Source organism: Ktedonospora formicarum, assembly GCF_016587355.1.
Classification (GTDB): Bacteria; Chloroflexota; Ktedonobacteria; order Ktedonobacterales; family Ktedonobacteraceae; genus Ktedonobacter; species Ktedonobacter formicarum.
Window position 1 is genome coordinate 2489046 of sequence record NZ_BNJF01000001.1, and the last position, 12615, is coordinate 2501660.

A 12615-nucleotide genomic window follows, 5' to 3' on the forward strand; every position below is an offset into this window, starting at 1 on the left:
CCTGAGTGTACGCTAACCAGTGGAACAGGCTTTCGCATAAGATCTCAGTCCTGTCAAGCTGTAACCCTCCTTCAAAGGCGCAGAGAAGCCTTTTTCCAGAGATCCCCCGCTTGCGAGACGATTATAGCACACCTGATCCCTCGCCGCAATATCTGTAACACAAAGATCACCTGCTCAATAACGAAGTGTGAGGGATCACTGCATCAGGTAGGACCCAACGCAATCATAACCCTCATGGAGCCAACCCGATGCAGCGACCTCTCACACTTTCACAGCTATCACAGGCCCTTGCAGCAACCCCTCACACTTTGCCTTCACGCGAACGAGCTTGAGTCAAACGATGTCGCGAGACAATACGCAAAGACGGTTTAGTCAGCCAGCTAGGGCGCGAGAAATGGCTGGAGAAACGGCTCAATCCTCGCCGGGCCTTGACTGGTTCCTCAGGAATCGCTCGCGCTCTAACCATTTTCCAGGCACTCTGGATGCATACGATCCATCCCCAGAGTAAAATAGGCAAACCCACACCGAGTAAGCCCAGTGCCTCCCAGGTGGGCTGGTGCAACCAATAGTAGTCACAACTCAGCGATCCAATTTCCAGCAACAGGAGCAGCAACACACTCCAACGATGACCAGCACAGAGAATCAATGCCAGAGGAACCAGTAAAGCTTCTGGCTGATAAAATGCATACAGGCATGCTAGTAAGACGAGGAGCCAACCTGCCCAAGTGACCATTAAGTCCAACCCTTGGGTCAGCCAGAGTCCAATAAACAGCCAAAAAGCCAGAGCAACCAATTCGATCATAGCCCATAATCCAGGTTGTAAAAGTATACCTAGCCAGCTGTTATTCCCCTTTACTAACCAGGTCAAGCCAGTTACCAGAGAACTATGCCCCTCAGGAGCCTGGAAAAGCAGTGCAACTTGATGCCATAATCCAGACCAGCCCCATCCCTGCCAATATGGCGCATACGCCATAACCAGCATGAAACCACTGACAAGCAAGATCCTTCCCCATCGCCAGAGTGGATTACCAGGCGCATATTCCCGAGCAAGAAAATACACCCACACAGGTAATAGTAAGCAACAAGGAAGATAGAATAATACTGCAAGCAACAGAAACAACCAACCAACCAGGAGAGCGCCACGCTGCCAGCACCACAAAGCCACACAGAGAAGACACGCTGCCACAATCTCCACATGCATCTGTCCAATCCCTAGCACCAGCACCAGGGGATTCCAGGCATAGAGTAAAACCGCCGCGCAACGCCATTCTGGTCGCACACGTCCAACGATGTGCCAGAGCAAAATAATTGTCAGGAGGTATGTCACCAGGCCCATCAAACGTAAACCAAGCAGTCCCACACCCACATTCTCGCGCGCAATCAATGTCATTAGCAATGTGCAATCCAGCCAGGCTGGTCCATATGTTGGGGCTGAAAGCAGAGATACTAGTTGCGTATTGCCCAGGGCTATTACCACCGGGTCCTGCGAAAACATCTGCGAACTCACTGTATATGGATTAACCGCATAAACCACAATCATGCGTCCATACAGCCCTGAGCGTAGCATATCAAGGCTCAAAACCGAACTCCCCAAAGGGGAAAATACCATCGTTCCTCCCATGAGAAGCGCCATTCCCCATATGATACACACCCACGTTCTCTGCGCTACCCGATCTGTATAGCGTGCGGCTCTGTTTCCCAACCACCAGAGAGGTATCTGAAGGCTCAATCCAACCAGAAGTACCAGTAAACTGAGTGACCCGGCATCTAACAGAGGTAGCAGGCTCTCAACAATTGTGAAGCGATAAAGTCCTCCAAGCCAGGGCCAAAGAGCTTCTAGCCAGGATTGCCCAGAGGAGCTCCCAGTATGAAACCAGAGCGGATACAGAGCCAGCAGGCAGATTTCTAGCAAAGCCCCCAGACTTAACAGCCCAAATAATAACCAGGCCAAACCCGGTGGGCGTGTTCCTTTCAGCAAAGCCGAAGCGTATTGGCGTAGTCTCGTTATACCCGGTGCCGTTGGTAGTGACTCAACAAAGGATTTCCCATCATTCACAGTGATTCTCTACCTTTTTTACTTTCCAGGCCAGCCATTCAGGCAGTGTTGGAAGGTGAATGGCTCATCATACAGGCCTTTTTACAACTGTAAGTGCCGCAGTCACATCGAAGTATCTGTATGTAACCTACTTTCCCAAATAAACGCAAAAATTGTGTTCTTTTCCTTCCGTTTTGCCATATTTAGGGTGTATAGAAAGAATAGGAACATAGTAAAGAGTCAATCGCCCGACTCTATTGTCAGTAAGAATGAACGATGCTATAATAGCGTGGTGTTGAAGTCCATACGAAATGATACTGGTAGATGCTGCCCGCATAAACCAATCATAAAGGCAAGGACTTCGTTCCCACGATCAAGCGTGGGACAATTTGTTATAAGCCGCCAAATCCCAAGCGGCATCTGTCACCTGCATCGATGCCCAAAACTCTTATGTGAAAACCGAGCGCGAAGGCGACGTGTTTTTTCGGATAGAGAATGTCGATGCTCCACCTACCCTGGCAGGCTAAAGTACTGACTAGGGTCAAACCCACAGGAAGGAGGGCTTCGTGAGAAGAGATTATGAACTTGGCTTCATTCTCAACCCCGAAGTCAGCGAAGAAGCGACACGTGCTCTTTTAGACCGTGTCGAACAGATCGTCGCAAATTATGGCGGTCAGATTGTAAAAGTGAACCACTGGGGACGTCGACGCCTGGCATATCCCATTGAGCGTCATCGCGACGGCATTTTCGTGTTCATTGATATGATCCTGACCCCGGAGACAGTCAGCGAAATCGAGCGCACGCTCAAAGTTTCTGAGATTGTTCTCCGTTACATGACCAGAAAACGCGACCCGAAAGCAGTGCAGAAGGAGCGTGAGGAGCGCGAAGCCCGCGAGGCTCGGGCCGCCGAGGCAGCAGCCGCTGAAGCAGCCGCCGCCGCTAACGCGCCTACCAGCGAGGCCGAGGAACAGGCCAGCGAGCAGAGCGCCGAAGAGGTTGTTTCTGTCGCCGAGACCGAAACCGAGAACAGCCCCGCACCTGAGGCAGAGACAGACACAGTTCCTCCTACCTCAGAAGAGTCTATTGAGGCTTAGTTGTCACATGTCAGGGCATGTTCGTTCAACCTCTCAATCAAGAAGTCGGGCAGTTTTCGGGCGAAAGGATTTGTTTGAGATATGAACAAGATTATGTTGATCGGGAATCTGGGCACTGACCCAGAGATGAGCTACCTATCAGATGGCACAGCGATTACCAAGTTTAGCCTTGCCGTCAATCGCGTCGTTGGCCGCAATAGTAGCGGTGAGCGTGAGCGTGAGACAGACTGGTTCCGCATTGTCGCCTGGCGCCAGCTCGCCGAGACATGCAACACGTACCTCCATAAAGGCTCTAAAGTATACGTCGAAGGACGCTTGAGTCAGCGCAAATATACCGACAGAGAAGGTATCGAGCGCCAGTCCATCGAGGTAACTCTGACCGATATGGAGATGCTCACTCCCAAGAATCAACAGCCCGTTGGGTCGTCTACTGGTGGCTCCAGCAACTACAGCAACGACGATTTGGGAGATCTGGACGAACATCCCTTCTAATGTTATAGAAGGAGATTCGCAGTGCAGAGACGTTCTGACACATCCGCTCCTCGCCCACGCCGCGAAGGTGGGCGCGGTGAGCGTGGCTCCCGCCGCAAAACTTGTCAATTCTGCCATGATCATGTTCGTGAGATCGACTATAAAGATGCAAGCCGCTTTATGAAGCGCTTCGTTTCGGATCGTGGCAAGATCGAACCACGCCGCAAAACTGGCACCTGTGCCAAGCACCAGCGCGGTTTGAGCACAGCGATTAAGCAGGCTCGCTATATGGCTCTGCTTCCCTACACCGCCGAGCACATTCGCGGTATGTAATTGTAGGAACCCATGTGGGCCCTCCTTTGAGGAGTGGCCCACGTGTGGCGCATAACACAATCGGATATCTTAACTTCACTTTTTTACTCCCGGTACTCCCTCATAGTTCAGTCCTGGATATCCATTGGATGTCCTCCGCTGGAGGTATTGATGAATAGTCAGACAGCGCGTCGCCCGAATAAACCCAAGTCCACGCGCCCGACAAGATCTCGCAGATACACCAAGCAAACGGCGCATGTTGAAGCTCGGCGCGACGGCAAACCACTTATCTTTGGTTGGGGAGGCCATCTTTCTCGTACTGAGAAAACTCACTTACAGCGCCGCTCTATCTGGGTCCTCGCCTCCCTTGTTGCTTTGGCAATCATAGGCACTATTGCCTACGCGTGGATTAACCTGAACATTTTGATCCCTAATCATACTATTACCTCCGTAAATGGCGAAGCTATCCACCTGGGCGATTACCGCAAAATGGCGGCTTTACAAGCTCAGCTTCATGTTAATAAAATCGGAAGCCTGACGACCCAAAGCGATACCCTCTCCAAGCAATCATCCGATCTACAGAAAACCATCGATGCGACGAATAAACAAATCGATGATCTCAATAAGCAGATTGCGGGTCTAAAGGCAGACGAGAGCGCCAAACGCGCCGATCTGGAAAAGCAGCTCAACGACGCCAAGACTAAGGTGCAGGATACACAGAAGCAAAAAGATGCTTTAGACGCCAAGAACAACGATATCACTGCCAATCAGATCCCCAACGAGCAACAGCTTTACACTCAATCTCAGGTCGCTAATGATAGCGCCGATTGGCTCCAGCAGGACGTGCTCATCCGTCAGTGGGAGTCCAAGCAGAACAATGCCGTGCGCGCACAGGTCGAGCCAAGCTCCAGCGCCATTGAGCAAGCTTTGAAAGACTTCAAGAACGCAATTCCCAAGACAGATGGAGATAAGTACCAGAAATTCCTGGACAAAGACCGCGTATCGGATCAGGATATACGCGCGATGCTTGGCGTTCAAGTGCGCCGCGCGAATATGCAGAAATACCTGGCCTCTCTTGACAAGTCACCTTCCTATCAGGTTCAGGCCCGTGGGCTAACCCTGGATACGAAGGATAATGCCCAGAAAGCGCTGGATCGCTTGAAGAAGGGCGAAGACTTTGCCAAGGTGGCGAAAGAGATGTCAAAAGACACAAACACCAATACCAAAGGTGGGGACTTCGGCTGGATGGCTCCTGGACAGTACGCGCTCGACTATACCCAGAAAGTCGGCGGTGCGGTTGATAACTGGCTCTTCGATCCAGCACGAAAAGTCAACGAACTGAGCCCAATCATTTCCGACGCAGGTAGCTTCCATATCGTGCAAGTCACTGGCATTGAGCAGTCAAAGGAAGTCGATAGCAAGAAACTTCAGGATCTCCAGACCAGCGCGCTCGAACTCTGGATTGTGAAAGAGAAGGCGCGCCTTGGCTCAAAGATCACTGCTGTTGATCTTGATACCATCCTCGACAGCTCAAATATACCATCAGACGTCCCATCATCACCACCGTCGCAGCAGAACCCAACGCTTGGCGGCTAACGTTCCAGTGTAGCCTGGAATTGCAGTTTCAGGCTACACTCTTTTTTATTCATTACCTAGCAGAATTTTCATCCAGGACCTTAGCCTATCGTCTATGTCCACTCAATCGAGGTTAGACTTTTTACCATGACCAGCTTCGTACCCGCAACAACCCAGCAACGTGAAATACTTCCACAAGAGCTTCTGCGCACCGAACCCGTTGAGCAGCTTCTCGAAACGGCATCGCTCTACCTACACATTCCCTTCTGCCATACACGCTGCTATTATTGCGACTTCAACACATACGCTGGCATACTCCCTCTGCGCGAACCCTATGTACGCGCGCTCCTCAAAGAGATTGAACTAGCAGGTGAGCAAGCTCACACAATAGAGGGTCAACCACGACGCTCACGCACAATCTTTTTTGGGGGCGGAACCCCCAGCCTCTTAACAGTTGCACAGATCTCCCGTTTACTCACGGCTTGCCAGAACGCATTCGCGGTTGACCAGGATGCCGAGATTACGTTAGAGGCCAATCCAGGCACATTGAATAAAGAACAACTGGCAGGCATTCGCGCCGCTGGGATCAACCGTCTAAGCATGGGCGCACAAAGCTACGATGCCGCTCTACTCAAAAAGCTAGGACGTATTCACAATCCAGATGAGATTACCCAGGCTGTTCAATATGCACGCGCAGCAGGCTTCACCTCTATCAACCTGGACTTTATGTTTGGTCTACCTGACCAGACAATGCAGCACTGGCGTGAGACATTAGACAAAGCCCTCTCCCTACATCCAGAGCACTTCTCGCTCTATTCTCTCATTATTGAAGAGGGGACGCCCTTCTACAAATGGGTACATGAACAACGCATTACACCCGGCGACGAAGACCTCTGTGCGGACATGTATGAATACGCGGATGAGCTTTTGCGAAAAGAAGGCTATGTAAACTACGAGATCTCAAACTGGGCCTTACCTGGTCACCATAGCCGTCACAATTTGACATACTGGCAGAATCTCCCATACATTGGTATGGGAGCGGGAGCTTCTTCCTTCTTCGCCAATGAGCGCTATACCGACGAGCGCGACCCGCAAACCTATATCAAACGCCTGAAAGGTGGCGAAATACCAGTAGCGGAACGTGAAGAGGTCAATACGCCCCAGGCAATGTCGGAAACCTCTTTCCTAGCCCTACGTACAGCTATGGGGCTTCATCTACCAACCTTTGAGAAGCGCTTCTCACAGCCTTTCTCACAGTTCGTAGGTGATCGCCTGCGCGTCGTCGCCGAAGCCGGTCTGCTGGAACAGGATGGCGACTGGCTACGCCTGAGCCAACATGGGCGTCTGCTTGGCAATGAGGTCTTTCTCCGGCTACTGCCCGATTAAGGTCTTATGCGAACACCAATGCCGCTCAGGTTTTCTCATAAGGAGTAAGAAAAGGAGACGACACCATGACCCATAAGGATAGTTCACATACCACCTCATGGGAACTCTATCGCCAGCTTTCAGGTCCCGAATTCGCGCGACTGGGCGCGACTAACGTCTATGAGCGCATTCGCGCGCAATTACTTTACAATCGTGGTCTCCAGACGCGCGAAGAAATGGAGCGTTTTCGCTACGCAAGCTATGCAGATCTCTATGATCAACAGAACTTCGTTGATCACCCGGAGACCTTTCTGTACGATCCCTACCGCCTGATTGATATGCCCAAGGCAGTTCAACGCATCCGCAAGGCCTTCGAAGCACATGAGCATATCACTGTTTACGGCGACTACGATGCCGATGGCGTTACCTCCTCCGCGCTCCTCTACCGCGCCTTACGCACGCTCGGGCATCCCAAAGAGTTACTCTCATCTCATATCCCTCATCGTCAAAACGACGGTTGTGGCCTTAATTCGGGCGCACTCACTATGCTCAAGGAACGAGGCACAAAGCTTATCATCACAACAGATTGCGCCAGTTCCGATGTAGAGCAGGTAGAAGAAGCCTGCACCCTGGGCATTGATGTCATTATTACAGATCATCATCGTCCCCCAGATCAATTACCTCAGGCCTTTGCAATGGTCAATCCCTGGCGCTCTGATTGTACCTATCCAAATGAAACATATAGCGAACGCTATCTCTGTGGAGCAGGTATCGCTTTCAAGCTGGTGCAAGCTCTCTACCGGGCCTATCAACGCTCTCTGGCTGAGGAACAGGAGTTGCTTGACCTAGCGGCAATTGGAACCATCGCGGATATCGCGCCCTTACTTGGTGAAAATCACACCCTGGCACGCCTCGGCTTGGAGCTACTTAATCGGACAAACAATCCAGGTCTTAAAGAATTAATTAAGCGCACAACGCTTCAACTGGGTAAGATACGTGAGCGCGACATCGCCTTCGCCATCGCGCCACGTATCAACGCAGCCGGGCGCATGGAAAGTGCCCTCATCGCTTTCGATTTGCTCACGACCAATGATGCCGAAGAGGCAGCGCGTATCGCTTCCAGGCTCGACGCCCTCAATATCTCGCGACAGCAGGTAACAGAAGAATTGATGCGTGACGTTCGAGTGCAAGCCCAGCTTCAATCTGAGCGACCTGTGGTACTGGTAGGTGGCGATGAATGGCATGAAGGCATTATTGGCCTCGTCGCGGGTAAGCTGGCAGACGAGTTGCAGAAACCAGCCCTGGTTCTGAGCCATGATCCTAAATTAGGGCATAGTCGTGGTTCAGCACGTAGCCAGAAAGGGTTCAATATTATTGAGGCCCTGCGTGGCTTCGATGGAGGATTTGAACGTTATGGAGGGCATGCCCAAGCGGCAGGCTTCACTATTCAGAGCGACGCCATCGAGCGCCTACATGATCATCTGATCAAATGGAAAGAAAATGGTGGAGCCAGCATACCAGCCCAGATTGACGGTACCAGCCTGCCAGATCAAACAGGTGTAGTTACGGAAAGCGAGCCTGAAAGCGAAGAGACGTCACCAACGCATATGATTGATCTGGAATTTGAGCGCCTCCGCCTTCAGGGTCTCAATGCCGAGCTTTATCACGAGCTTCGCCAACTTTCTCCCTTTGGGGCTGGCAATCCAGAGCCCGTCTTCAAAATGAAGAATCTCCTCATACGCAGCAAGTGGACCTCAGGGCGAGAGCGGCAGAATCTTAGCCTGCGCCTGGAACAACCAGGTTCAGCAACGATGGTACAGGGGACACTGGTGCGAGGAGCCGCACGCATCAACGATCTGGCGAGCACTCCCGCCATCAATATCATCTTCCATCTTGAAGTGTATGATGATAACGCCACACAAAATGTACGCCTCAAGCTGCTTGATGTCGAGCCATACGAGGCACACTGATTACGACTTACAATAAGAGTGAGGTGGCCAAGTTACCAACAATAGCAATAACCTGGGCACCTCGCTCTCCCATAACAAAGCGTGTGAGATTCAGGGGTAAACGCCGCGAATCTCGGTCGCTTCGGCGACGCGTGCCACGGCTAGCAGGTACGCTCCCAGGCGCATATTCACATCCTGCTCTAACGCCTTCTCCCGTACAGCCTGGTAGGAGCGCCGCATAATCATCTCCAGACGGCTATTGATCTCATCTTCGGCCCAGAAGAAGCGCTGTAAATCCTGCACCCACTCAAAATAGCTGACAGTCACACCACCTGCGTTTGCCAGGATATCAGGAATAATAGTCACACCCATATCATTCAGAATCTCGTCAGCCTCCGTCGTGGTTGGGCCATTCGCGGCTTCAACGATCAGGCTGGCTTTGATACGTGCCGCATTCCGTTCGTTTAGCTGATTCTCCAACGCAGCAGGAATCAAAACATCACAGGGCAATTCTAGCAGTTCCGCGTTCGTCACGGCATCAGCCTCTTCATATCCCTTCAGGCTGCCAGATCGGCGAGAATGACGCATCGCCGCAGGAACATCAATGCCCTTTGGATTATACAGTCCCCTGAGATATCGCTGATACCAACCACGCGACAACCCATTTCGTGCAGTAGGCGGGCGGCTATACCACCAACATTACCAAATCCCTGCACGACAACCGAGCAATCTTCAGGATTCATGCCCTTATCGCGCATAGCTTCACGCGCCACAACCTGCACCCCTCGCGCCGTTGCCTCTAATCGGCCTTCGCTACCACCAATTGCCAGAGGTTTGCCAGTGGTGACAGCCGGAACTGAGTAACCGCGATGCATCGAATAGGTATCCATAATCCAACCCATAATCTGAGGATTGGTGTTCATATCGGGGGCAGGGATATCACTATCGGGGCCTATGAGGAGAGAAATCTCAGTCGTATAACGGCGGGTCAAGCGCTCAAGCTCCGCACTAGACATCTTATGGGGATCACAAATGACGCCACCTTTCGCGCCACCAAAGGGAATATCGACAACCGCGCATTTCCAGGTCATCCACATCGATAGCGCACGCACCTCATCAAGTGAGACAGCCGGACTATAACGAATGCCACCTTTAGCTGGTCCACGATTGATATTATGCTGCACACGATAACCGGTGAACATCTCGACATCACCGTTATCCATACGGACAGGGAAATTGACAATCAGTTCACGTTTGGGCTTGCGCAAGATGGCGCGCATAGCCTGGGAAAGCCCCAGTCTCTCAGCCGCCTCGTCAAATTGATGAATCGCCACGTCATAGGGATTGACAAGCTCAACAACCATTGTTTTTGTAACCTCCTTGGTATTAGTCGACCATTCGACCAGGTAGCATCATCGCATGTGAAGCATCTTTGCTTCTATAGAGAAAGATACCTGACACACATTTTAATAGAGATTTAAAATCAAGAATCTCGATCTTCAGTTTATGCATGCTATTTGTCAAGAGAAATCCCGCCCAGTAGTGGACGGGATAAATGTGCATCCAAACATGCCCTCAGTATAGCACTTGCGTTTCGTGCTTTCAAGAAAGGCGTTACTTAGTTCTGTCATCTTTGTATGTCTCGTATACTTCCTGAATGCTCTTCATGTGCACTTCCTACTGACAGAGCTCATGAACCTTACAAAACGGAACTTCATTCGCAGAAAAACGCCACGCAGTTTGCAGGCAAAGGCATCATCTAATGCTGAGAAATAGAAACATCAGACCAATCACCGAAATAGAGACCATTCGCGTTCAGAGTCACGCCATGAAGCCAGGGAGGAATAACAGCCGCCAGCGAGAGATGATCAAGAGGAAGCCAGCCAACATCGGTGATCGCGATCTGTTCAGCCTTATTATAGAGAGCAATGCGCTCACTCCCTGTCCTGGTCTCTGCTTCCTGAACAGTCTGGTCAAATTCAGCGTTTTTCCATTGGCCATTATTATTATCAGCAGTCGAAAGCAGGTTCACATAGAGCCAGTTATAGGGGTCGGGAAAATCGGCGCTCCACTGTGTAAAGCCAAACTGGATCAGCTTCTTCGCCGTCTCATCGTTATAAGCTGTCACCTCAACAGAGCGTAACTTGACTTGCACACCAAGAGTTGTTTGCCACATATTCTGGAGTGCCTGTGCCTCTAAAGGAGAGACTTGAGCATTAGGATATGAGAAAGTGATAGGTGGCACCTGATGAACATCGGGATACACCGATTGGAATAAAGCCTTCGCCTTAGCAGGGTCATACGCTAGACCCTTATAATCAGGCTGGTAACCTGGCATACCCGGCGGAATGATGGTATCCGCAGGTAACGCCGCATTCTTGAGCACATTGGTGGTCAGCTTCTCTTTATCAAGCGCGTAAGCGAACGCCTGACGTACCTCTAAACGATCAAAAGGAGGTTGCGTATTATCGAAGAACAACATATCGGTTTGCAAACGCGACTGGCTACGGAAGCCCTGAATACCGTGCGCGGTTATCTGATCCTGAGGAGAAATTTTCCAGATAAAGCTATATTGTCCAGCACGATAGGCTTTAAAAGCTGTTGATACATCATTTACGAAAAACATTTCAACTCGGGAGAGATGCGTTTTCTTGCCATAATAATACTTATTGGGCTCCAGGTCCATTTTCACATTATGCTGCCACTCATGTACAATAAATGGGCCAGTCCCAATCCCCTCACCCAGGGCCTTCTGTGCCCAACTCTTCTCTCCATACTTCTCAACTACCTGTTGATTGAGAGGGGCAAAAAGCGGATTTGTAAGCATGGAAAGGAAATAGGGAGCTGGCACCTTCAGAGTCACGCGCAGAGTATGGTCGTCTATAGCCTTCAAACCACTGAGCACTTTTGTCTTGCCCTGAGCAACCTCTTCAGAGCCCACAATTGGCCCCTCAAAGGTACTAGCAATAGGTGAAGCCGTCGATGGCAACAGGGCACGCGTCCAGCTATAGATATAGGACTGCACAGTCACCGGGGAGCCATCCGAGAACTGAACATCGGGATTCAGCTTAAAAGTATAAGTTTTTCTATCATCAGACAGCTGCCATGTTGCCTGATCAGGAATCACCTGCAAGTTCGCATCCATACGGACCAGACCACTGTAAAGCATAGAAATGGCTTGTGCACTGTTTTCATCTGGTCCTTGAGCCGGATCAAGGGTCGCCACATCTTCGGTACCAACATTTGGGAATTTGAGTACCTGGGTAGATTGGCTCAGTGGAGTGCTATTCGCTGGCGTCCCGGTAGTGTTGCCGCTATTGCACGCCACTAGAGTGAGCATAAGGGCGGTAAGGAGGAGAGCCAGCATTATAAAGTCTCGTCGCTCCTCAACCACCCTGGGAGAAACGGGAATGGGTCGCGACAACCGTTTCTGATAGGGAGCGCGATGCTGCATCCAGAAACCTCACTTTCTTCTCCTCAGGATGTATCTAAATCAGCCATACCAGCTATCAGGCTCAGGGCCTTTAGCAGAACGGCTGTTGGTGTGAACATATTTATAACAAGATGCGCTCCCCATAGTATAGTACAGCTGACTCAGTGCTGACCAGTTTGGTATATATATGCCAGAGCCATTCAGAAGCGGGAAGCACATGCGCGCCTACGGAGCTCAAGCCCCCTCATTCAAGATATCCGCGTGGGAGCTGTTAAGGTGCTTTTCAGTTGATATCAGAGAGAGATTGCTGGCATAGACAAACCTCAAGAGGGGGACTATAATGAATTCAGAAACGTGGAGAGAGATTAGCCTTCAACGCTA

Annotated in this window: 8 protein-coding genes and 1 pseudogene; 6 read left to right on the plus strand and 3 right to left on the minus strand. The window is 50.9% G+C overall.

The genetic code is table 11. The features are described from left to right. Positions 1–301: 301 nt before the first annotated feature. Entirely contained in the window at positions 302–2056 is a 1755-nt protein-coding gene (locus K3T82_RS10670) for an MptA/MptB family glycosyltransferase (RefSeq protein WP_220193457.1), read from the minus strand. 545 nt (positions 2057–2601) lie between these two features. On the opposite strand from K3T82_RS10670, the gene rpsF reads away from it, so the two are divergent. The 6 genes from rpsF to recJ all read left to right on the plus strand — a co-directional run bounded on the left by rpsF (position 2602) and on the right by recJ (position 8822). Then, a complete protein-coding gene (gene rpsF / locus K3T82_RS10675; protein ID WP_220193458.1) occupies positions 2602–3129 on the plus strand; it encodes a 30S ribosomal protein S6 in 528 nt (175 codons plus the stop codon). 81 nt (positions 3130–3210) lie between these two features. Continuing rightward, positions 3211–3621, plus strand: coding sequence for a single-stranded DNA-binding protein (locus K3T82_RS10680; protein WP_220193459.1), 411 nt, complete (start codon positions 3211–3213; stop codon positions 3619–3621). 21 nt (positions 3622–3642) lie between these two features. After that, positions 3643–3933, plus strand: a complete 291-nt coding sequence (gene rpsR / locus K3T82_RS10685) for a 30S ribosomal protein S18 (RefSeq protein WP_220193460.1) — start codon at positions 3643–3645, stop codon at positions 3931–3933. Between the two features lie 150 nt (positions 3934–4083). Then, on the plus strand, positions 4084–5508 hold the full coding sequence (locus tag K3T82_RS10690) for a peptidylprolyl isomerase (RefSeq protein ID WP_220193461.1): 1425 nt from the start codon (positions 4084–4086) through the stop codon (positions 5506–5508). 126 nt (positions 5509–5634) lie between these two features. Beyond that, on the plus strand, positions 5635–6873 hold the full coding sequence (gene hemW / locus K3T82_RS10695; protein ID WP_220193462.1) for a radical SAM family heme chaperone HemW: 1239 nt from the start codon (positions 5635–5637) through the stop codon (positions 6871–6873). Positions 6874–6938: 65 nt separating this feature from the next. After that, positions 6939–8822, plus strand: a complete 1884-nt coding sequence (gene recJ, locus K3T82_RS10700; protein ID WP_220193463.1) for a single-stranded-DNA-specific exonuclease RecJ — start codon at positions 6939–6941, stop codon at positions 8820–8822. A gap of 90 nt (positions 8823–8912) precedes the next feature. Here the strand turns inward: recJ and K3T82_RS10705 are convergent. Both K3T82_RS10705 and K3T82_RS10710 read right to left on the minus strand, forming a co-directional pair. Further along, positions 8913–10165: pseudogene (locus tag K3T82_RS10705) on the minus strand (Glu/Leu/Phe/Val family dehydrogenase). A 395-nt stretch (positions 10166–10560) separates the two neighbouring features. After that, positions 10561–12255: a peptide ABC transporter substrate-binding protein gene (locus K3T82_RS10710; RefSeq protein WP_220193464.1), complete on the minus strand. Its 1695-nt coding sequence runs from the start codon at positions 12253–12255 to the stop codon at positions 10561–10563. Positions 12256–12615 lie beyond the last annotated feature (360 nt).

Bases quoted from the DNA above. Each gene is read 5' to 3' on its own strand.
- K3T82_RS10680 (WP_220193459.1), top strand. From the start codon at position 3,211: ATGAACAAGATTATGTTGATCGGGAATCTGGGCACTGACCCAGAGATG.
- K3T82_RS10690 (WP_220193461.1), top strand. From the start codon at position 4,084: ATGAATAGTCAGACAGCGCGTCGCCCGAATAAACCCAAGTCCACGCGC.
- hemW (WP_220193462.1), top strand. From the start codon at position 5,635: ATGACCAGCTTCGTACCCGCAACAACCCAGCAACGTGAAATACTTCCA.
- recJ (WP_220193463.1), top strand. From the start codon at position 6,939: ATGACCCATAAGGATAGTTCACATACCACCTCATGGGAACTCTATCGC.
- K3T82_RS10710 (WP_220193464.1), bottom strand. From the start codon at position 12,255: ATGCAGCATCGCGCTCCCTATCAGAAACGGTTGTCGCGACCCATTCCC.